Here is a 21,115-nt window from a genome sequence, read left to right as displayed (position 1 = left end):
ACTGTAGTTTACTTTACCATACATTCTACTACTAACTAGTTAGGTTTTGCATATTTTGCCATGCATATAATGGCAGTTTCTGCCCCATCAAGGGCTGCACTCATAATACCTCCAGCATAGCCTGCACCTTCCCCCATAGGATAAAATCCACCTACAGTTGGAGAAATACGTTCCTCATTACGCCCCATACGAAGCGGCGCAGAGGTGCGTGTTTCAACACCAGTCATACATACCGCAGGATCATCAAATCCATGAATACGTCGTCCCCAATACGGCAATGCCCGTTCTAGCACGGACGTTACGAATGGTGGCAAGCAATCATGTAAATCGCAATTTACTACACCTGGTTCATAGCTATATGTGCTATCTTGTACACCTGTTGCTTGTGAAAGTCCCAAAAACTGACCTACGGTCTGAGCTGGTGCATGGAAGTTAGAGCCACCTAATTCATAAGCTTTACGCTCCCATTCACGTTGGAATGCTACACCATCGAGAGGATGATTACCAAAGTCATCAGGCCCTACATTAACTACGATAGCACTATTCGCAACACCGCTATCACGAGCATATAAACTCATGCCATTAACAACAACGCCCCCATTTTCAGACGCTGATGCTACAACTTGACCACCTGGGCACATACAGAAGCTATACGCTGTACGGCCTGTTTCTTTATCGTGGTACACAAGAGAATATTCCGCTGCACCAAGACCCAAGCTAGATGGTTCTACACCATATTGAGACTCGTCAATGACAGCCTGATTATGTTCAATACGAACACCGATAGCAAATGGTTTTGCCGTCATTTCTACATTACGTTTATGCAACATTTCGTACGTATCGCGCGCACTATGACCTACGCCAGAAAGTACAACCGTCGTATCAATGCGTTCATTACCGTTAACTTCAACACCTACGATATGGTTATTTTCAATAAATAAATCGGTAATCTTAGCACCAAAGCGAACTTCACCACCCCATTCGATGATGCGTTCACGCATAGCTTTTACCATGGTACGCAACTTATCTGTACCTACATGAGGTTTATGTTTATACAAGATTTCTTCTGGAGCACCGAACTCTACAAAATATTTGGAGATTTCATGCAATCTTGGATGTGTAACGCGGGTTGTCAGTTTACCATCAGAGAAGGTACCTGCACCACCCTCGCCAAATTGCACGTTAGATTCAGGCTTGAATACGCCCTCCTTCCAAAACGTTTCTACATCTTGGCTACGAGTATCAACGTCTTGACCTCGTTCAAGAACGATAGGACGGTACCCTTCACGAGCTAAATAAAAGGCAGCTAACATCCCAGCCGGACCAAAGCCCATCACTACAGGACGATGTGCTAAAGGCACATTACCATAAACAATAGGTTCTGGATCCTCTGGAGTAAATACAGATACATCCTTTTGTTTACTTAGTTTTTTCATGATTTGAGCTTCCTTATGAACCTCAACAAACAAGGTATACACAAATACAATATTCGGTTTTTTACGAGCATCTACAGCGCGTCGTACAACGTGAATCGTTTCAATAGCGCCTCGCAATTGGGGATATTTCTTTTCTACAATATCCTTTATATCCGACTTGACCGTAACGGCCACGCGGAGATTTATTATTCTAATCATATCTTTCCTTATTTAAGCTATCCTTTTAGGTTAGCAAATTTCTTTCTTATTTGACCTAAATCCTTCAAATTTAACCTACTAGAAATTGGTCATACAATACTATTATACAATATTACGGTAAAAGCTAATACATAATAAACAGAGTATCCCCATAAAGCATTAAAATAGACCCTAATAGAGTTTAATCTTATCCTCTATTAGGGTCTTATTTTTAATTTAGGTTTTTAGTAATAACAATTTTAAAAACTACTATTATCTCTTTAATCTCATAAACTACGTAGTTTTCTTTTGTATATCTACCTTAACATGTACCGTTGTAACATTACTATTAACACCGCTTGGCAATACTAAGTTGTAATTACCTTGAATGCCCTTCGTTGCACCGGTAAGATCAATGGGTTCTGTTTGAATTTCTGAAACAGAGTCAATCATTTCTTCTCGACCAGTCACAGTTAATTGAGTTGGTGTAACGGATATAGACTTAACTTCATACCCATCAGCTACCGTTCCCGCCGTTGGTACTGTAATAGGAACCGCTTTATCTTTACGCAATAAGTTTAGTTCATATTGCGCTTGGCCTTGGCTCGGATTGATGTGTACATCTAATACATTACCAGATATATCCCAGGCTTCTAACGTACTAACAGCACTAAAGTTCTTGGTTTGACCAGCGATATTGACCTTCATAACAACCTTATTTACGGCGTTAACAAGCTGTTTACGTCCAGATACAGTTACCTCTTTCGGTACAATGGTTACTGACTTGAGAGCGACATCGTCGGAGAACTTACCAATTGGTACAATTTCAACCGGTATTTTCCGCTCTGCATATTCGTCTACATTAATTGTTATAGTATCAGGCTTAACCTCAACAAGGCTCATCCCCGCTGGCGGTGTAAATCCAACGGTTACATTATTTTGACCTGGTTTCACACCAGATGCATCAATATATGCACGAAGATTATCTGCCTTTATAGACATAATCATATCTCGAGGGCCCGAAAGGACAATGCGTGCTACATCAGGTGCATCTTCTATAATATAATGTGAATCAAGATTTTGGACTTGAACAGGTACTGTATAGGTTACCTCCATCACAGGGTTCTGATCTCGCATGATAAAGAACCACATGACGATAGCCGCTAGCAATGATAACAACTTAGCTGGCCAATTGCGTTTCAAATGTATCATCATTTTTTTGCCCCCCATTTCCACATACCAGTAATGGTTTGACGAGGGCGTTCCATAAATGTACGCAACGCTTCTTTAATTTGATCTTCCGGTAAATGGCGATAAATATGACCGCCATAGGCGTAGGAAATTGTCCCCGTTTCCTCACTGACTACAACAACGACAGCATCAGTTTGTTCAGACAAACCGATGGCTGCACGGTGACGCGTACCAAGTTCAGTACTCAATGTACGGTCCTCAGTTAGTGGCAACAAACACCCCGCTGCACGAATACGGCCATCTCGGATGATCAGTGCCCCATCATGAAGTGGTGTACTAGGAACGAAAATATTTTTAATTAGTTCACGGCTCAACACAGCATCAATTAAAATACCTGTATCAACGAAGTCATTGAGGCCCACTTCACGTTCAAAAACGATAAGTGCCCCCGTATGCTCACGAGACATAACGCGAGCCGCCGCCATCACTTCATTGATAGCCATATCCATTTCCTCTTCGTTGACATTCTGTGCCTTACTGAAAATTCGACCACGGCCCAATTGTTCTAACGCACGACGCAATTCCGGTTGGAATACTACAGGTAATGCGAAGAGAAGAACGGTCATACTTTGTTGCAAAATCCAATTGATAACATATAGATTCAGCAAATGACTCAATAAATTTAGAATTGCTAGCATAACGAGACCCTTTAAAAGAGCAACGGCCCGTGTATCTTTAAGCAATTTATATAAGTAATAAATACCTACGGCAACGATTAAGATATCAGCAATATCAAGAAGCCTAAAGGTATGTATAAGTGCGTCAATATGCATAAAATAGCTCCTTATACCAAAAATAAGGTACAGCCAAATCTTTGACTGTACCTTATATTTTAACTCATTTTGAAAGTACTGTAAATTTAGAAACAGCCCCTCCATGAGATTTTTGTCATATTAACCTATATTAATTTATAAATACAGATATCATATATATGCATTTCAATGAAATTTGCTTGAAACCTTAGATATTTTGTGTTTCAATCCACACATCCATTTGACCGCCGCAAACCATACCTTCTTTGACAGCTACATCATCATCGAGTAAAACGTCGATTCGACGGTGTGCTTCTTTTTTATTCAAAGAATCAACTGCACTGAGACGAATTTCATTTTCAGCACGACCACCACCGATAGTGCCAAAGATGGACCCATCAGGGAATACAACCATAGAAGTACCTGCTTTACGTGGTGTAGATCCACGAGTATACAAAATAGTAGCAACAGCTAATGTTTCGTTTTTACGTTCACTAAGATATTCAATAAACTCACGATTCATGGCTCACTCTACCTTTCCGCAATGAGCCGCCTTTTTTACCACGCACCACTGCCAAATATTCACTAACAATAGATAATGCAATCTCTTCTGGTGTTTGTGCACCTAAATCTAGACCGATTGGTGCATATACCATATCTAACTCCTCTTGCGTCCAACCTTGTTCACGCAATACTTCAAATGCATAATGAATGCGCTTTTGACTGCCCATAACACCCATATAGGTTGGCAAATAATTGCGCAGTTGTTCTAAGCATACATTATCATACTCATGAGCACGCGTTACAATGATAAAACCATTATACTCATCAAGAGGTAAATCGTTCTTGAAGTTTTCTAAAGGCAAGCATTTACGTGTAACACGTTCATCAAAAAATTCAGGGACTACATATTCTGGTCGGTCATCTACAACAGTGACACGACATCCAATGAATAATAATAAATCTGTAATCGCTCGGCTCACATGACCAGCGCCCAATACGAGAACGGACGGATCATTTTCTACCGGTTGTACGAAACATTCTATTTCGCCTACCATACATAGAGAATTAAGTTTTGCCTTGTCTACTGTAAAGCCTTCAATAGCTGTACCATACAAAACACTACCATCTTCAGCATAAACCGTCTTATCCCCTTGACGAGGGCCAGACAATACAGTAACCATCAGTGTAGTTTCTGTAAGCTGAAGACGGTCCTTCATCACATCATAGATCGTTTCCATCTTGATTCCTTTCATAATCCCATGCAGTAACAGCTTCTAAAACACCACCACCAACGGCAAGGGATTTATCTGAAATACTATAACAATGAGCTTCTTCACAACGGGCATCTACATCGGCCAATTTAAAATGGTCAGATACGATGAGTCCGCTCTTAAGAATACCTCTAAGAATACCTGTAATTTTTGCCCGCACTGGCTCTTCATCTACATAACCAATGACTTCATTAGCTTGTACAGAATCGCCGATATGGCGCTTAGCTGTAAACAGACCCGCCTTTGGTGAGTGAATAACACGTTCATGAGTATAACCACCTACATTACCGGGAATTCCCGTATTAGGCTGCGCTGGACCATCATAGATGCAACGACCTAAATAGTGACCGCGCATGGTTTCAATAACAACATCCACATCATGCCCTGCAGTAAATCCAGGCCCCACACCAATGACGAGATCTGCATCATCTCGTTTTGTACCTAGATTCTTCTTACTTAAAATACCATCTACTACAATAGCTGGTTTTAATGTATCAAGTAGCTCTTCATATGAACTAGTCACAACAGGAATAATGCCTTGTGCCAACGTATCTACTACTTCGCTAAGGGCTACATGACGTGCTACAAAGCGTTCCAAAATCATTTCTCCACGATGTACAGCATTGCCATAACATACTTCACGGCGAATCATCGTAGGAATCGCAATTTCGCTAATAACCACGGGATAGCCCGCCCGTTTCAATCTATATACAGCGCCGGAAGCGATATCTCCGCCTCCGCGCATGAGCACTAATGGTTTCATAATGCCTCACTTTCACGTTGTTTCAAACGCTCAAAATCATCAGGTGTGTCGATATCGTCACCAATATCGTCACGAATCCATAATTTGATAACATGGTCTTTACCACTACCGCGAATGATAGTTTTACCACCTTGATCCCCTTGGATATGTTGCAATGATTCAAACCAATGTGAACCAAATAAAACAGGATTTCCCGACTGATAATTCGCCCCATAATGCGGGACGACGATAGTTTTCGAATGAAAGTTATCACTAAATGCACTAATAACCTGATGTACAACATTCCCAGTCAATAGTGGTTGATCCCCTACAGAACAAAGAATGCCGTCTAGCGGTATCGGTGAATTTTCTACCAAGTGACGTACTCCTATCGCTATGGACAGGCCTTGTCCACGATTAGGATGTTCATTCTGAACCACTTCAAACCCATAGCTCGTAACTATAGGTTCTAATCTTTCATGATCATCACCAGTAACCGCTACAAAAGGTAGTTTACAGGATTCAGTAGGTCCTACTGAATCATTCCATCCACAATGAAGAGCCCCACAGACCGCATCTAAAACAGTTTTACCACGCCAAGGCAAAAGTTGCTTATTACATCCCATGCGCTTGGATTGACCTCCTACGAGGAGGACAATGCCAATATGCAAAGGACGACGGTCTATGGGGTCTTTCATGGGACTGAAAGCGGTATTAGATTTTGCTTTCACATAAGTCATGAGTACCTACCGACATTGAATAATGCGACGGATTTCACAACTTGCTTTGTATCCATCAGCTAAGATGATAGCGGAAATGTCGCTATCTACAATATGATCAATAAAATCATCAATGATACGATGTTGCACCGTTTCATAACCAGTACAGAACAGAATTTTTTTACCTTTACTGTATTGGAATAAACCTTGTTTATGGAGCACAAGATCAGCCAACATACGTGGCGTTACAATGGCACCCATATCGCGCTTCACAATATCTTGAACGAGCTCGATATTATGTACGTGCTCATCATCAAGCGGCGCGCCTAACATTTGTAAATTCACAAGACCAATCGTAGTCTTTGTAAGGGATGGAATAACAGGCTCAGTCGACTTAGGAGCCTTAAGCCATTTTTCCTTTGCCCCATCTGCTTCCACTACAATTTGCCAGTTCGGATGCAACTTTGCCAAACCATCAATAAAATCACAATCTAAGGAGTCCACTTTTGTTCCTGTAATACCAGAGAACCACGCACCACAATATCCACGCAAAATACGATCAGTACAATATTCATCAGCTTCATTAATATTTCGAGTATAAATCGGTTCATAATGAGCTACTTGAGATTCATAGAGTCGAGTCGTAGTCGTAACTACGATGGGCTGACCTTTCAGCCTTCCATATTCTACTAGTTTTGAAAGCACAGTCGTTTTACCGCCTGCCCCAACAAGGGCCACGATTCCCGGCTGAATCAATCGATTCCAATAGGATGTTTGTGATGTCATAAAACCAGGCCTCCTTAGAAAGGAAAAGTAAATAGAAATCTCTATACTTTATATTTCTCGTCCATAGCCATAAATACCTTCTCAGGTGTCATAGGCAATGTACGAACATCCGCACCAACTGCATTTTTAATAGCATGTTGAATAGCTGGACTAGCCGTATTAATAACAACTTCACCAATAGATTTGGCACCAAATCCGCCTGTTGGTTCATAAGACTCTACAAAGTCTACATGTAACTCACCGATATCTTGACGGGTTGGAATTTTATAAGTCATAAGGTTATTAGTCTCTAAGCGACCATTATTAGAATAGCGTACATCTTCATATAACGCCATGCCGATAGCTTGTACTACGCCGCCTTCAACTTGAACGCGAGCCAATTTAGGGTTGATAACAGTACCGCAGTCAATACAAGAATATGTATGAAGAGGAATAACCTTACCAGTTTGTTTGTCTACTTTTACTTCTGCAATAGTTGCCATAAATGGAGGTGGGGATGTATGACTACCCCAGGTAGCGAAACCAGACAATTGTTCCGCCTTAACGCCCACTAATAGTTTTGGAGCTAATTGATGGATATCCATAGTTTTGGAGCCATCTTTTGTGGTAGCTACAACGCCATCAAACTCAACGTTTTCAACGTCTGTTTCAAAGAACTCTGCAAATTTAGCAATGATCTTAGCGCGCAACTCTTCTGCAGCCATCTTAGCCGCTGTACCAGTTACATATGTCGTACTAGATGCGTAGGAGCCTGGGTCAAACGGTACAATATCTGTATCGGATTCAACAACCGTCATATATTCCATAGGACAACCGATTACTTCGCAGGCCATTTGAGTCAATACGGTATTAGCGCCCATGCCCATATCGGAAGAACCAGTGTACAATGTGTAGTTACCATCATCACCAAGGCGAATTTCTACAGATGCTACGTCGATATTAGCAACGCCAGAACCTTGTAACGCTAATGCCATGCCAAGGCCACCGCGATAACGTTCGTCAATATCCCAAGAGTGAGGACGCTCATCCCAACGAGCCATTTCTTTTACGCGGTTTACTGTATCTTGGAATAGACCAGAGTCAAGGTATTCATCCGGAGCGTATACCAAGCTTTGCTCACCTTGAGCAATCAAGTTCTTTTGACGCAATTCAGCAGGGTCAACGCCCATTTTATCTGCCAAATTATTAACAGCACACTCTAATGGCCATAACGCTTCTGTAGCACCATAACCACGGAATGCACCGCCTGGTGTATGGTTCATGTATACGCCTTCTGTACCGTAGTGGATAGCTGTCGCTTTATTGTATAAAGGAATGGACTTATGCTCACCAGCTGTAGTAGTAGTGAAGCAGTGAGTTGCGTGAGCACCTGCATCAGTAATGGAGTCCATATCAATTACTTTGATAATTCCATCTTTTGTAGCACCTACACGAATTTTCCATTCACGAGCATGACGTGTAGTGGAGCAAGTTTGCGCTTCAGTGCGATCATATAAAAGGTAGCAAGGTTTCTTCAATGTCCACGCCACAAAAGCTGTCATAAGTTCTGTACAAGCCGTTTGTTTAGAACCGAAACCACCGCCGATACGAGGTTTGATTACGCGAACCTTTGTAGCCGGAATTCCTAATGCACGCGCAATATGACGACGTACATGGAATACGATTTGTGTGGAAGACACGATAACTACGCGGCCCAATGCATCAACATAACCATAACTTTGGAATGGTTCCATTGCTGTTTGGCGTGTAGCCTGGTCAAAGTAAGTACCATCTACTACATAATCACATTTGGCAAGTTCAGCTTCAATATCGCCTACGCGCTTATGGTAGGATACACAAATATTGCGTTTGTAATCTTGACCTACAGGGATATTGTTATGAATATCATCTTCAGGGTGGACTACTGTTTCATGGTCGATAGCCGTATGCATATCGAGCACAGGTTTTTGTACTTCGTACTCAACCTTGATAAGAGGCATAGCTTTTAATGCGGTAGCCTCATCTTTAGCTACTACAAGAGCTACCTCATCACCAACATACCGAACTACAGGATCCAAGATAAGCGCATCATAAGCAGATGGCTCTGGATAGGTTTGACCAGCCAATGTAAAACGAGTATTAGGTACATCTTCATGTGTAAAAATCGCTTCTACGCCAGGAATCAATTTAGCTTTAGATGTATCGATTGATTTAATGCGCGCCTGTGCATGAGGGCTACGAAGAACCTTAATAACGAGCGCATCTTTTGGAACAAAATCCCCAGTATAAGACGGTTTACCCGTCAAAATACCTTTAGAGTCAACTTTGTCATAGGATTTACCAATGTGCTTATTCATTATTCCAGGCCTCCTTCTAAGAATTTACGGACCCCTCGAAGTTGTGATTCATAGCCAGTACAACGGCACAAATTACCGATGAGGTATTCACGAATCTCATCATCACTAGCCTTTGGATTTTTGCGTTTCAAATTGATAGCGCTCATCATCATACCCGTCGTACAGAAACCACATTGGTCCCCACCTTCACTGGCAATACAAGCTGCTAGTAATTCGGCCTCTTCTTCTAAGCCTTCTAATGTAGTGATTTTATGACCTGGCGCACGGAACGTAGGGTATGCACAAGATAAAATAATTTCGTCATCTACCCATACAGTACAAAGACCACAGTTTGTAGTATCACAGCCACAACGTACGCTGTAGTAACCAAGATTACGCAATGTATCCAATAACATTTCATCAGTTGGCACATTAACAGTTACATTTTTATTATTAATATTAAGTACGAGTTCCATTATTGTGCCACCTCCTTAGCCAAGCGTTGAACCATAGCTTTTACCATTTCCATGCGATATTCTTTGGACGCATGAGAGTTGGATTGGTAAACTAATTCTTCAGATGCCAATTGACCTGCTTCTTTTACTGCAGACAATCCTTTTTCTGAAAGCAAAGCACTTGCTTTTTCTGCTAATTGAGGCACGCCAGGTCTTGTACCGATGTATACTTCAACGCCTTTGTCATCACGGCGAAGAGCACCCGTCAACACTGGGAAGTCACCACGAGAGATGCGAAGAGCCTCTACAGCTACAGGCACATCTACTTTAGGGATGCGAATTTCCACGAGAATATCACGTTCTCTGTATTTCATATAGTCATGTATGGACATGCGACCGCCTTTAAAAGTAACGATGTCTGCATGAACTGCCATTAATGCAGGAATAATGTCGGAGAAGCCGAAGCGGCTTGCTACAGATCCACCCATAGTAGCAGTGTTGCGGAATTGAATGCCAAGAATTTCTTTAACACCTTTAACAACAGCACCGCCACAGAATTGTTGTAATGGCTCAAAACGTTCCACATCGCCTTGCGTTGCCATAGCACCAATGACAAATTCGTTATCCTCTTCGCGAACATAACGCAAGTCAAGACTAGCCATATCAATCACTGCAGGCCATGTGCGCCGACCTAAACGCAACCAGCAGCCGCCAGCTAGCATTGGGGCAGTTTTGTTTTTTGTGGCTAATTCATAAGCCTCTTCCACCGTCTTCGGTTGTAATACTTTCATAAATGCTAACATAATCTGTCCTCTCAATGGTATACTAATACTAACAGAACTGGATGATAACCATAAAAATAAAGATATCACCGAACTACAAACTTAGCAGGAATCTATAGAATTCCTCACGTTTCTTATACTTTTATTTTACCAATTATTCGCCACTAAATCTATGATGAAAGATATAAATTTACAGGAATTTTGCAAAGAATTACATATTTATGAATTTGGGATTGCCCCTTGGCCTCTACCTGAAAATGCCAAAACCATTTTGTACGAAACTAATCCCTGTCCATTTACAGCGGCAGATGTGGAGGAACGACTACTAGGAACAACTGCGTTCACACCTAAAAGTGCTATTGTCTGTCTCTTTCCTTACTACGTAGAACATAACGGTCCATCCAATCTATCCCGCTATACATGGGGCACAGATTATCACTTGGTCATTCATAAATATTTAGAAAAACTTATTGGAAAATTACAAAAAACGAATACTTCAGCTCAATTTTCTATACATTGTGACACCTCTCCCTTGGCAGATCGTTACATGGCATACTTAGCGGGCCTTGGCTTTTATGGCAAAAACAATTGTTTTATCAGCCCTAAATGGGGATCCTATGTAGTAATAGGAACGATATTAACCACCTTAGAATTTGAGCCGAACATACCACTTGAACAATCTTGCATAGGTTGTAATCGTTGTATTACCGCTTGTCTAGGTCAATGCTTAGGGCACGACGAATTCAAATACGATACTTGTAAAAGCTACTTAACACAGAAAAAAGGCGAACTCACCGACCAAGAACAACATATCATAGCTAAAACTCCATTATTGTTTGGCTGCGATGTATGCCAAGAGGTGTGCCCTCATAATCAAGGTATTCCCACAACACCAATTCCCGAGTTCCAACAAGTAGACCCACACATCGATATTAATGAACTAGAAACGCTTACAAACAAAGAGTTCAAAGCTAAATATGGGCACCGGGCATTCTCGTGGCGTGGAAAGAAAATATTAATGAGGAATCAAGAAATTATAGAAGGTAAATAGATATTATAATTTGTTATGCTTTATAATATCTTTGTAAGCTTTACAGGCTTTGACATCTGTTTAGCAAAAACTTATAATAATATAACAGAGATAGCTAGATGCCTAGGAACGTCCAGCTCATCTCTAAAACTTTATTTGAGATGTAAAATGGCTGTGACGTCTATTAAGATGTTATGGCTATTTTTCGTTTTTACGGCAAATAAGCACTACGAATGCGCCACAAGTGAATAATAAGCTGATGATGCTTACCACTAGGGACAATATTTCAAAATCACTCATAGTCTCACCTCCTCGAACGAGAGAGATGAGCAGAACAACATCTAACTACCTCCTACACTAAAGTATAAATACAAGAAATTACGAAGTATAATGATTAATTGATATACCACTAATAGTCACATACGTAGGAGATTTGGTATTTTTGCAGAATAAAAAGAGACGACCATCCGTCGTCTCTTTTTTAATCATTATTTGATTTCGTAGTAATTTAGCTGATCTAAGCTTTTACCAAGAGCAGGCATATAAGTCTCAAGGAACATATCTACCTCTGGCATGTTGAGTGCTTTCAGTTTAGCCAAAATGGAGTCATGTGCTTCTTTAAACTCATCGTTCCCTGCCTTGAGTTCGTTTACACATTTCATATAGGCCGAAATTGTATCTGCCGCCTTAACGATAGGCCACTCAGGATTATCCTCTGCATCTACTATGAAAGGCTTATAAACAGCTTGTAATCGTTCTGGCAAGGTAGATAACATTTTCTCTTGTGCTAATGTTTCAACTTCACCGTACAGTTCACGAAGTTTTGGATCAAAATATTTAATCGGTGTTGGCATGTCACCTGTGAAGATTTCACTCACCTCATGATACATGGCAATAACAGCCACCTTATTAATGTCCACATTACCATCAAAGTATTCATTTTTGAGAGCTGCTAAATTGTGAGCTACCATCGCTACTTCGAGGCTATGTTCTTGAATATTTTCTGTTTCTGTATTACGCATGAGGCTCCATCGATTAATAAAGCGCATGCGTTTTAAAAATGCAAAGAATGAACTCATATATCCCCCATTACATAATAGGTCCTGCATAGCAGGACCTATTTTAATATCATTAATTTAACTATATAACATAAGTTCTACTAGACGCATTCAAGGAATACTCTAATTAAAAATCAATTAAATTACACCCCGTAGTTTAAAACCATAATCAAGGAATTGCACTGCTTCATCCCAACGGTTATCATCGTTAAGCATAACTACAATCATAGTATGACCATTACGGGTAGCCGATGCAATCAAGCATTCCCCTGCAGCATTCGTAAAGCCAGTTTTTAAACCATTGGCACCGGGATATTTATTGCGAATGAAATGGTTTGTGGTACGAATTGTTTCTGGCGTACGGTTTTGATAAGGCACCTTATAATAATCATTGGCTACTTTATCGCGGAACATTTGGTATTTCATACCATACGCTGCAATCATCGCCAAGTCACGAGCCGTAGAGTGATGGCCCATTTGTGTCAAACCATGAGGATTTAAAAACACACTATTTTTTGCCCCTGCTTTTGCAGCAACGCGATTCATGTCCTTTGCAAAGTTTTCTACAGAGCCACTTACATTTTCTGCTACTACAACGGCCGCATCATTACCGCTGGCAACCATCATGCCTTCAAGAACGCCTTCCAAGGTAATTTGATCACCGACGCGAACCCCCAGATTGGATTCCTCCATACTAGTGGCATAACTACTAATAGTCGCCAGTTCATCAAGTTGTGTACCTTTGAGTTCTAGAGCTGTTAACAATGTAACCATTTTCGTAGTGCTCGCAGGATGCATCCACTTATCAGGATTCTTTGCAAATAGGATTTCTTTTGTATCTGCATCAATGAGAACAACAGCCTCACCTATCGTAGATGGCGGCGCAATATACGCCGCATGAGAAACACTAGTACCGAAAATAATAGCGCCTATACAGGCTATCATCAAAATAAGTCGTTTCCAAACTATACAAGCATTAGTTGTTAAAGATATCATATATCTCACTTTCTGTATCACATATTAACTTTCAGGGTTATCATCAATGGCAACATCCGTTCCACTTGCTTTTTTCTTAGTTCCCTTAATTTCACCAGTAGAGTTATCTACATTTTGAAGATATACAACACGTTGAGGATATGGAATGTCGATACCATATTTATCGAACGCATCTTTTACATCAGACATAATTCCATATTGCACATCTAAGAAGTCTTTCGACTTAACGCGTGCATAGGCAGCAATGCGTACAGAGTTATCTCCAAATTCAGAAATACCAATTTCCATATTTTTAGGATTGAGTACACGTTTATCAGCAGCAAAAATATTTTTTAAGATTTTAATTGCTTCATGATGATTATTGTTATAACCAATATCAAAGACGAACGGGATAACCCTTTCATGGGTATAAGCAATATTAGTTATGGCTTGGGAGGTAAGGATAGAATTTGGTATATACACATTTTTTTGATCTTTAGTAGTGATAATAGTATACATAAATTGAATAGACTTAACACTACCTACAGTATCTCCAACTTGAATAACATGACCTGCTCTAAAAGGCTTAAATATAAGAATTAATAAGCCTGATGCCAAGTTAGATAAGTTGTTTTGTAAGGCCAAACCAATACCTAAACCAAAGGCACCAAAGGCAGCTACAAAGGATGTAGTAGGAACACCAATTTGATTTAAGCAAATCAATATTAGACCTACTAGCAATGCATAATTGATGATCTGCGTAATAAAGCTCATCGCAGCAGAGTCATAAGAGGCCTTAGTCATAATACGGACAGCAAAGGTTTTCACCCATTTAATAGCATAACGACCTACCCAAAATATAATAAGAGCTAATAATATATTGCCCGCTTGAGAAAAGAACCAATCTCGAAATTGAATCAATACATTAGCATCTTTAAACAATATTTCTGATGCAGAATAAAGAATATTGCCCATATTAAACCTCCAATAATATAACTTTATAAATAATTGAGCACATCTATTAATATGGTCATCATAAACATATATGCTATAATTTAATAAATATATTTTACACGATATAGTAAAGTTATTATATCGTTATATTACATATATAACAATCTAAATCTAGGGAGACTTACATGTTCAACAATCCATATGAAGCACCACAAGAGCTTGCAACAGGAGGTCATGTAACGCAAGAATTAAATTCCGTTACAGTACACTTTGACGACATCCATTATTCCTTATCTAGTGGTCAACTCAATGGTGGGTATCACCATACGTTAGCTGTACGAAATCAACAATTAACTTATCAGATTGAAACAGAAAAAGATTTACCTGGTGGATCTGTAGCAAATTATTTAGCCCAAGAATTCGAGCATATCGATACACCAGTTCATTTTAGTACAGCACTGCTCACCTCTGCTACAATGAACCTTCACGCATACGCCAAAGTCGAGGAGCACGATACGATTGTGGAGACCATCGTTACTGCAGGCTATGAAAAAACAGCCCATCGTGCAGGTACAGGCTATTGCTACGAGGAGCGAGATGGTGGTTTCATAGTACCTGGTACCATTAATATTCTTGTCTTTACAAACAAGGCATTAACAGATAGTGCCATGGTGAAAGCCATCATGACAATTACGGAGGCTAAAACCGCAGCCCTCCAAGATTGGGGTGTTGAAAGTGTACGTCTCTATCCATTTATCAACGAAGATATTCCTGAAGCAATTACAAAAGAACACAAGACTTCTGCTACAGGAACCTCCACAGACGGTATCATTCTCACCATAGATACAAATGGTGATGTGTTAACGGACGCCGGCTCCTTCTCCCTATTTGGAGACACATTGGCTAAGGCCGTTTATGTAGGTATACAACGAGCCTTAGAAAATGCTATTGGCGCCGAATAAAAAACCGCACATCCTAGGCGATCGGGATGTGCGGTTCATTGCATATAAAACTGTTACGCATAGTATAATACTTGAAAATGAATATCAAATTAAGATTTGAGAGTTTTTCTCAAATCTTTTTTTGTTTTCTAATTAATATTCATAGAAAAACTGTTGTAACTTTTTAAGATTTTTAGTTTTTGTAAGCCCCAGCATCAATAAGATACGAGCTTTTTGTGGACTCAATGTATCACTTACGAGATAGCCTGCTAGTGCATCTTGTGGTACAGCAGATACCATGCCACTCCCTGTACGAGAGGCACGTACAGTTGGGAATGCTGTATTTTGTGTTATTTGACGTACGTTTTGAGGAATTGTACCATGACCCAATCCAGTCAAGATGAGCCCATCAGGATTAGTGGCAACTACACTCATTGGCACCATGTCATCCATACCGCCATAGCAAGTCAAAATGACTACACGAGGCAATTCCTTTAAGTCATGTACATCAAAGATGGATTCTTTCGTATGACGACGAGTAGAGGCTTTATAATAATGAGCTACACCATCCTGGACGATACCAAGATGACCTACTAATGGACTGTCAAAGGTAGCCACATTAGTTGTATTCCGTTTGGACACATCACGCGCCCCATCAACATAGCCATTTAGAACAACAAGTACACCTTTACCTACAGATGCAGGTGTTCTTGCCACTTGAATCGCTTGTAATAAATTAATAGGACCATCTGCACTGATTGCCCCAGCAGGTCTCATCGAGCCAGTAATAACGATAGGTTTATCTGTATGAACAGTAAGATTAAGAAAATAAGCTGTCTCCTCCATGCTATCTGTTCCATGAGTAATAACAACACCGCCTATATCCTCTTGATTTACTAATTCTTGTACTAACTTAGATAAATCCAACCAATGCTGGACAGTAATATCAGAACTTTCAATATTACTAAACTGAGTATATGTATATGGACCATATGGTTCTGTGCCTGGTACGGAAGCTAAAATTTCATCGAGGCCTAGTACACCTGCAGTATAGCCCGTCAAATCTGTATCAGATGCGCCTTGTCCAGCAATTGTACCGCCCGTACCAATCAACGCAATTTTTGTCTCCATATTACCTCCATCATAAAATACATAAGAAATAGTAAATCTTTTGTTAATCACCATTAGCATGAATTAGACTAGCTAAAACAAGTCCTCTCTCAACATTGTGGATGAAAGGACGGCATCAATTCTAATTTATGCTTATTAATACGATTTAAATAATCAATACGTTCTTTCGTTTCAAGATTTTCTATCTCTCCAGTTCTAATATATCGATCTAATACAGCATAGGTAAATCCTAATTTATCTTCATCAGATAGACCGCTGAGTCCATCACTAGGCGTCTTATCTACAAGATATTTTGGAATATCAAGTAATCGACCTATTTGGCGCACCTCTTCTACAACAAGATTGGCAAGAGGACTAAAATCCCCAGCACTATCGCCATATTTTGTAGAATACCCTACATAATCTTCAGATCCGTTACATGTATTAGCTACGCGTGCCCCATTTGGCAAATTTTGCCCTACTGCATATAGCGTTGTCATGCGAAGACGCGGTGGTGTATTAATTCCTGCATCCTTGGATATATCAGTTCTACCAGTAACAGTTTTATAACCTTCACCTTGAATGATAGCGTTTGTCAAAGCTTCATAGGCAGCTCCAATATTCACTATGATATGTGGAATCCCCAAATGTGCCACTACAGCCTTGGCATCATCGATATCAGACTGAATTCCATTCGGCATAAGAACACCTACTACGCGTTCTGCCCCAAGGGCTTCTTTACATAAAGCAGCTACGATTGTGGAGTCCTTACCACCTGAAATACCTACTACGGCGCTACAGCTAGGCCCATTTTGACTAAAATAATCTCGAATCCATTGAACGAGAGCCTCTTTTGTTGATTCTGGATGGTCTAACATAAGCCCTCCTATTTCTTCCGGAAAATACGATTTAATAAATCCATTTTCATTTGATAGTATCCTGGACTCATATCAAGATAATGGCGATGTGGATTTTCAAAGCGCTGTTCTTCTAACCAAATTTCTTGGTCTAATTGGTCTTTGACGTATTGACGAAGCTCTTCTAGTGTCGGTAATGTTACGATAAGCTTACCATCTTTAATAATGAGTTGTTTCATCTCTTTAAAGGTGCAATTTTCAAAGTACAATTCACGCCATGGTTGTTCTGGATCGATATAACGATATGGTTCTGTCGTATCTGGCACCTCTTCTAACAATGTTAATAAATCTGCAATGGCACGCCCTTTATCATTGTATACGCGATACACCTTTTTAAAGCCTGGGTTCGTAATCTTTTCAACAGATTCAGAAATCTTGATGCGAGGCTCCCACACACCATTTTTTTCAACACCAGCAATCTTGTATACAGCGCCAAATACAGGATCGCTCTTAGAGGTAATCAGTCTTTCACCTACACCAAAGATATCAATGGGACCACCCTGTCCCAATAAAGAGGTTATTGTATATTCATCAAGACTATTGGAAGCCATAATTTTGCAATCTTCTAAGCCTGCCTTGTCAAGCATACGACGCGCTTTTTTAGCTAAGTAAGCAAGGTCACCAGAATCAAGGCGGATACCTTTTAAGCGTTTCCCCATAGGTTCCAATACCTCTTTAGCTACTTTAATAGCATTAGGAACTCCAGAGTTTAATACATCATAGGTATCAACAAGGAATACAGCCCCATCCGGATACACTTCAGCGTAAGCTTTGAAAGCTTCGTATTCAGAATCGTGATACATAACCCAACTATGAGCCATGGTTCCACTCACAGGAATACCAAATTGTTGGCCCGCTAAAACAGTTGCCGTAGACTGTACCCCACCAATGTAAGCTGCTCTCGCACCATATACAGCGGCATCCACATTATGAGCCCGACGAGCCCCAAAATCGGCTACTACACGCCCATCCGCAGCACGAACGATGCGATTAGCCTTTGTAGCGATAAGGGACTGATGGTTCATCATAGTTAGCACTGCAGTTTCTACGATTTGTGCGTCTATGAGAGGGGCTACGACGGTTATAACTGGTTCGTTTGGATAAATAATAGAACCTTCTGGGAATGCATATACATCACCAGTAAAGGAGAAATCTTTAAGATAATTTAGAAATTCCTCACTAAAGATCCCTTGATTCCGTAAAAAATCGATATCACTTTCATCAAAATGTAGATTTAAAATGTACTCAACGATTTGTTCAAGACCACCAAAAATGGCAAAGCCACCCTTATCTGGATTGCGTCTAAAGAATACATCAAAAGCGACGCGATCCGTATTTTCATGTTGTGTAAAATAGCCGTGTGCCATGGTCATCTCATAAAAATCCATAAGCATACTAATATTGCGACTGTCGTGTTGCATCGGTTCACCAACCTTCTAAAATCTAATGGATTTAATTAATCGTTAATCGTATATCCTCATTATACATTATTATTCCTATATAGCTAGTACATACATATACTACAGTTTTCATTAACTATCCTAATAATCATTCTTGTGATATAACTATATATATACTAACTATTTATAGAATGAAAGGAACCATTATGGAATCAATCGTTCAAGCAAAACGCGTATTAGAAATATTTAAAGAAATGAGCCAAATTCCTCGTGAATCAGGAAACGAAAAAGGCATTAGCGATTATATCGTAAACTTCGCTAAAAACTTGGGTCTTGAAGTTCATCAAGACGATCAATATAATGTAGTCATCAAAAAGCCTGCGTCTCCAGGTTATGAAAACCGACCTTCTATCATCTTACAAGGTCATATAGACATGGTTTGTGTAAGAGATCATGACTCCAATCATGACTTCTCCAAGGATCCTATTGCAAACATTATCGAAGGTGAATGGATGCACGCAGACCACACTACACTAGGTGCGGACAACGGTATGGGTGGTGCGATGATGCTTGCTATCCTCGAAGATGATAGTCAACAACATGGACCTATGCAATTATTGTTCACCACAAATGAAGAAACTGGCATGGATGGCGCTTTTGCCATTAAAGAAGGCCAAGTAAGTGGCGATTACCTACTCAATCTTGATACAGAGGTAGAGCACGACTTCACTGTTAGCTGTGCTGGCGGTTGTCATGTTCACGTAAACATTCCATTATTGCGCGAAAACAATCAACCTGGTTATGATGCAGGCTTATCTTTTACCGTAACAGGCCTTAAAGGTGGTCACTCCGGTATTGAAATCTGCGAACAACGTGCTAATGCTAACCAAGTATTAACACGTGTACTCTATGATATTCAACAACAATATCCTGTATGCTTAGCATCCTTTGAAGGTGGCGTAAAACATAATGCCATTCCTTCTAAAGCAGTTGCTGTATTATCCGTACGCGCTGAAGATGTAGCGGCCATTAAAACATTAATTGCATACCAAGAAAAGCAATATCTCCATGAATATGGTATCCAAGATCCAGGTCTTAAATTTGTTGTAGAAGATGTCGCTACTCCTGATGTAGTATATGCAGATGACACAACAGAAGCTCTTATTACTTACATCTATCTTGCACAAGATGGTGTTCATTCTGTAAGCAAATCTATCCCAAATCTTGTAGAAACTTCTAACAACATCGCTATCGTACGCGAAAACGAACATACTATTGAAGTACTCATTTCCATCCGTAGCTCCAATAGCAACAGTCTTGAATTCTTGGCTAAGAAAATGATATTGCTTGCGAAAACACTAGGTGTATCTGCAGAGCGTACTGGTGGTTATCCTGCATGGGAATACGATAAAGGCTCAAAACTTGAAGAACAAGCGATTTCCTTACATAATGAAATGTTTGATACACCAGCTAATGTAAACGCTATTCATGCAGGTCTTGAATGTGGCTTGTTAAAAGGCGTATTACCAAACACCCAAATGATCAGCTTTGGCCCTACAATCGTAAGCCCACATACGCCAATGGAACGTGTTCATTTACCATCAGTTGAAAACGTGTATGTATACCTCAAAGCATTGCTAGCTAAGTTACAATAAAGTTGCAATAAACATACAATATTAAATAATGACTATATACTTTATATATAATTGGGTATACTAAAAGTAATCTAATTAGAGATTTATATAACAAATTCTCTCCCCCCTCCTATAAGGGCTTCAGTCAACTCTCCCTCGACTGAGTCTTCTATAGGAGGGATTTTTTTATATTCTTCTCCCAAAACTTGAAATTAATATTTATTCATAGAGGAGTATCTCTTCATATATATGTAAATCGATATATACAATACTTTTCACAATTAATTATGAATATTAAATACATCTGTCACTATACTCATATATGGTATATAACCAATATATTTAATGAGAATTTTAAGAAAAAGAGAGCTTTCATAACTATGCATATACCCTAGGGTGTATTTTCT

At 39.9% G+C, this 21,115-nt stretch carries 20 protein-coding genes; 3 read left to right on the top strand and 17 right to left on the bottom strand.

Annotation, left to right across the window (positions count from 1 at the left end; all coding sequences use genetic code 11):
* Positions 1 to 35: 35 nt before the first annotated feature.
* The 11 genes from VCHSUH03_RS08055 to VCHSUH03_RS08005 all read right to left on the bottom strand — a co-directional run bounded on the left by VCHSUH03_RS08055 (position 36) and on the right by VCHSUH03_RS08005 (position 10,710).
* Complete coding sequence (locus VCHSUH03_RS08055; RefSeq protein WP_105094670.1) at positions 36 to 1,634, bottom strand: NAD(P)/FAD-dependent oxidoreductase; 1,599 nt, start codon at positions 1,632 to 1,634, stop codon at positions 36 to 38.
* 273 nt (positions 1,635 to 1,907) lie between these two features.
* The gene (locus VCHSUH03_RS08050; RefSeq protein WP_105094669.1) at positions 1,908 to 2,828 is read right to left on the bottom strand and encodes a CdaR family protein; all 921 of its coding nucleotides are present in this window, start codon (positions 2,826 to 2,828) and stop codon (positions 1,908 to 1,910) included.
* Positions 2,825 to 3,637, bottom strand: a complete 813-nt coding sequence (cdaA, locus tag VCHSUH03_RS08045; protein ID WP_105085212.1) for a diadenylate cyclase CdaA — start codon at positions 3,635 to 3,637, stop codon at positions 2,825 to 2,827. The genes VCHSUH03_RS08050 and cdaA overlap by 4 nt, the downstream gene beginning before the upstream one ends.
* A gap of 187 nt (positions 3,638 to 3,824) precedes the next feature.
* Positions 3,825 to 4,139 (bottom strand): XdhC family protein, encoded by a 315-nt coding sequence (locus VCHSUH03_RS08040; RefSeq protein ID WP_012863865.1) that lies wholly within the window; start codon positions 4,137 to 4,139, stop codon positions 3,825 to 3,827.
* A complete protein-coding gene (locus VCHSUH03_RS08035) occupies positions 4,129 to 4,857 on the bottom strand; it encodes an XdhC family protein (protein ID WP_105094668.1) in 729 nt (242 codons plus the stop codon). The genes VCHSUH03_RS08040 and VCHSUH03_RS08035 overlap by 11 nt, the downstream gene beginning before the upstream one ends.
* Positions 4,841 to 5,653, bottom strand: a complete 813-nt coding sequence (gene yqeB / locus VCHSUH03_RS08030) for a selenium-dependent molybdenum cofactor biosynthesis protein YqeB (protein ID WP_105094667.1) — start codon at positions 5,651 to 5,653, stop codon at positions 4,841 to 4,843. Before yqeB ends, VCHSUH03_RS08035 begins: the two co-directional genes overlap by 17 nt.
* Positions 5,650 to 6,372, bottom strand: coding sequence for a nucleotidyltransferase family protein (locus tag VCHSUH03_RS08025; RefSeq protein ID WP_105094666.1), 723 nt, complete (start codon positions 6,370 to 6,372; stop codon positions 5,650 to 5,652). Before VCHSUH03_RS08025 ends, yqeB begins: the two co-directional genes overlap by 4 nt.
* Positions 6,373 to 6,378: 6 nt before the next feature.
* Positions 6,379 to 7,137, bottom strand: a complete 759-nt coding sequence (gene yqeC / locus VCHSUH03_RS08020; RefSeq protein WP_105094665.1) for a selenium cofactor biosynthesis protein YqeC — start codon at positions 7,135 to 7,137, stop codon at positions 6,379 to 6,381.
* A 41-nt stretch (positions 7,138 to 7,178) separates the two neighbouring features.
* The gene (locus VCHSUH03_RS08015) at positions 7,179 to 9,473 is read right to left on the bottom strand and encodes a xanthine dehydrogenase family protein molybdopterin-binding subunit (protein WP_167388614.1); all 2,295 of its coding nucleotides are present in this window, start codon (positions 9,471 to 9,473) and stop codon (positions 7,179 to 7,181) included.
* Positions 9,473 to 9,928 carry a (2Fe-2S)-binding protein gene (locus VCHSUH03_RS08010; protein WP_105094663.1) on the bottom strand — a complete coding sequence of 152 codons (456 nt, stop codon included), beginning with the start codon at positions 9,926 to 9,928 and terminating at the stop codon, positions 9,473 to 9,475. Before VCHSUH03_RS08010 ends, VCHSUH03_RS08015 begins: the two co-directional genes overlap by 1 nt.
* On the bottom strand, positions 9,928 to 10,710 hold the full coding sequence (locus VCHSUH03_RS08005; protein ID WP_105094662.1) for an FAD binding domain-containing protein: 783 nt from the start codon (positions 10,708 to 10,710) through the stop codon (positions 9,928 to 9,930). The genes VCHSUH03_RS08010 and VCHSUH03_RS08005 overlap by 1 nt, the downstream gene beginning before the upstream one ends.
* Before the next feature lie 154 nt (positions 10,711 to 10,864).
* On the opposite strand from VCHSUH03_RS08005, the gene VCHSUH03_RS08000 reads away from it, so the two are divergent.
* Positions 10,865 to 11,740, top strand: coding sequence for an epoxyqueuosine reductase (locus VCHSUH03_RS08000; protein ID WP_105094661.1), 876 nt, complete (start codon positions 10,865 to 10,867; stop codon positions 11,738 to 11,740).
* 467 nt (positions 11,741 to 12,207) lie between these two features.
* On the opposite strand, the gene yfbR is transcribed toward VCHSUH03_RS08000, so the two are convergent.
* From yfbR to VCHSUH03_RS07985, 3 genes are all read right to left on the bottom strand, one after another.
* Entirely contained in the window at positions 12,208 to 12,798 is a 591-nt protein-coding gene (gene yfbR / locus VCHSUH03_RS07995) for a 5'-deoxynucleotidase (RefSeq protein WP_105094660.1), read from the bottom strand.
* Between the two features lie 117 nt (positions 12,799 to 12,915).
* Positions 12,916 to 13,773 (bottom strand): D-alanyl-D-alanine carboxypeptidase family protein, encoded by an 858-nt coding sequence (locus VCHSUH03_RS07990; protein WP_105094659.1) that lies wholly within the window; start codon positions 13,771 to 13,773, stop codon positions 12,916 to 12,918.
* Positions 13,774 to 13,797: 24 nt separating this feature from the next.
* On the bottom strand, positions 13,798 to 14,727 hold the full coding sequence (locus VCHSUH03_RS07985; RefSeq protein WP_105094658.1) for a mechanosensitive ion channel family protein: 930 nt from the start codon (positions 14,725 to 14,727) through the stop codon (positions 13,798 to 13,800).
* A 164-nt stretch (positions 14,728 to 14,891) separates the two neighbouring features.
* Between VCHSUH03_RS07985 and VCHSUH03_RS07980 the strand changes: the two genes are divergently transcribed.
* Positions 14,892 to 15,668, top strand: coding sequence for an adenosylcobinamide amidohydrolase (locus VCHSUH03_RS07980; RefSeq protein ID WP_105094657.1), 777 nt, complete (start codon positions 14,892 to 14,894; stop codon positions 15,666 to 15,668).
* 132 nt (positions 15,669 to 15,800) lie between these two features.
* Here VCHSUH03_RS07980 and VCHSUH03_RS07975 read toward each other — a convergent pair whose 3' ends face one another.
* From VCHSUH03_RS07975 to VCHSUH03_RS07965, 3 genes are all read right to left on the bottom strand, one after another.
* Positions 15,801 to 16,778, bottom strand: a complete 978-nt coding sequence (locus tag VCHSUH03_RS07975; RefSeq protein WP_105094656.1) for an asparaginase — start codon at positions 16,776 to 16,778, stop codon at positions 15,801 to 15,803.
* An 89-nt stretch (positions 16,779 to 16,867) separates the two neighbouring features.
* Positions 16,868 to 17,635 carry an NAD(+) synthase gene (nadE, locus tag VCHSUH03_RS07970; RefSeq protein ID WP_105094655.1) on the bottom strand — a complete coding sequence of 256 codons (768 nt, stop codon included), beginning with the start codon at positions 17,633 to 17,635 and terminating at the stop codon, positions 16,868 to 16,870.
* An 8-nt stretch (positions 17,636 to 17,643) separates the two neighbouring features.
* Positions 17,644 to 19,095, bottom strand: a complete 1,452-nt coding sequence (locus VCHSUH03_RS07965) for a nicotinate phosphoribosyltransferase (RefSeq protein WP_105094654.1) — start codon at positions 19,093 to 19,095, stop codon at positions 17,644 to 17,646.
* Between the two features lie 185 nt (positions 19,096 to 19,280).
* On the opposite strand from VCHSUH03_RS07965, the gene VCHSUH03_RS07960 reads away from it, so the two are divergent.
* Complete coding sequence (locus tag VCHSUH03_RS07960; protein ID WP_105094653.1) at positions 19,281 to 20,729, top strand: aminoacyl-histidine dipeptidase; 1,449 nt, start codon at positions 19,281 to 19,283, stop codon at positions 20,727 to 20,729.
* Positions 20,730 to 21,115: the final 386 nt, after the last annotated feature.

This window comes from Veillonella infantium, assembly GCF_002959895.1.
Lineage (GTDB): Bacteria > Bacillota > Negativicutes > Veillonellales > Veillonellaceae > Veillonella > Veillonella infantium.
This window is presented reverse-complemented; position numbering and strand designations above follow the sequence as displayed.

Excerpts from the sequence above, each read along its gene's own strand:
- VCHSUH03_RS08055 (WP_105094670.1), bottom strand. The coding sequence starts at position 1,634 with ATGATTAGAATAATAAATCTCCGCGTGGCCGTTACGGTCAAGTCGGAT.
- VCHSUH03_RS08050 (WP_105094669.1), bottom strand. The coding sequence starts at position 2,828 with ATGATGATACATTTGAAACGCAATTGGCCAGCTAAGTTGTTATCATTG.
- cdaA (WP_105085212.1), bottom strand. The coding sequence starts at position 3,637 with ATGCATATTGACGCACTTATACATACCTTTAGGCTTCTTGATATTGCT.
- VCHSUH03_RS08040 (WP_012863865.1), bottom strand. The coding sequence starts at position 4,139 with ATGAATCGTGAGTTTATTGAATATCTTAGTGAACGTAAAAACGAAACA.
- VCHSUH03_RS08035 (WP_105094668.1), bottom strand. The coding sequence starts at position 4,857 with ATGGAAACGATCTATGATGTGATGAAGGACCGTCTTCAGCTTACAGAA.
- yqeB (WP_105094667.1), bottom strand. The coding sequence starts at position 5,653 with ATGAAACCATTAGTGCTCATGCGCGGAGGCGGAGATATCGCTTCCGGC.
- VCHSUH03_RS08025 (WP_105094666.1), bottom strand. The coding sequence starts at position 6,372 with ATGACTTATGTGAAAGCAAAATCTAATACCGCTTTCAGTCCCATGAAA.
- yqeC (WP_105094665.1), bottom strand. The coding sequence starts at position 7,137 with ATGACATCACAAACATCCTATTGGAATCGATTGATTCAGCCGGGAATC.
- VCHSUH03_RS08015 (WP_167388614.1), bottom strand. The coding sequence starts at position 9,473 with ATGAATAAGCACATTGGTAAATCCTATGACAAAGTTGACTCTAAAGGT.
- VCHSUH03_RS08010 (WP_105094663.1), bottom strand. The coding sequence starts at position 9,928 with ATGGAACTCGTACTTAATATTAATAATAAAAATGTAACTGTTAATGTG.
- VCHSUH03_RS08005 (WP_105094662.1), bottom strand. The coding sequence starts at position 10,710 with ATGTTAGCATTTATGAAAGTATTACAACCGAAGACGGTGGAAGAGGCT.
- VCHSUH03_RS08000 (WP_105094661.1), top strand. The coding sequence starts at position 10,865 with ATGAAAGATATAAATTTACAGGAATTTTGCAAAGAATTACATATTTAT.
- yfbR (WP_105094660.1), bottom strand. The coding sequence starts at position 12,798 with ATGAGTTCATTCTTTGCATTTTTAAAACGCATGCGCTTTATTAATCGA.
- VCHSUH03_RS07990 (WP_105094659.1), bottom strand. The coding sequence starts at position 13,773 with ATGATATCTTTAACAACTAATGCTTGTATAGTTTGGAAACGACTTATT.
- VCHSUH03_RS07985 (WP_105094658.1), bottom strand. The coding sequence starts at position 14,727 with ATGGGCAATATTCTTTATTCTGCATCAGAAATATTGTTTAAAGATGCT.
- VCHSUH03_RS07980 (WP_105094657.1), top strand. The coding sequence starts at position 14,892 with ATGTTCAACAATCCATATGAAGCACCACAAGAGCTTGCAACAGGAGGT.
- VCHSUH03_RS07975 (WP_105094656.1), bottom strand. The coding sequence starts at position 16,778 with ATGGAGACAAAAATTGCGTTGATTGGTACGGGCGGTACAATTGCTGGA.
- nadE (WP_105094655.1), bottom strand. The coding sequence starts at position 17,635 with ATGTTAGACCATCCAGAATCAACAAAAGAGGCTCTCGTTCAATGGATT.
- VCHSUH03_RS07965 (WP_105094654.1), bottom strand. The coding sequence starts at position 19,095 with ATGCAACACGACAGTCGCAATATTAGTATGCTTATGGATTTTTATGAG.
- VCHSUH03_RS07960 (WP_105094653.1), top strand. The coding sequence starts at position 19,281 with ATGGAATCAATCGTTCAAGCAAAACGCGTATTAGAAATATTTAAAGAA.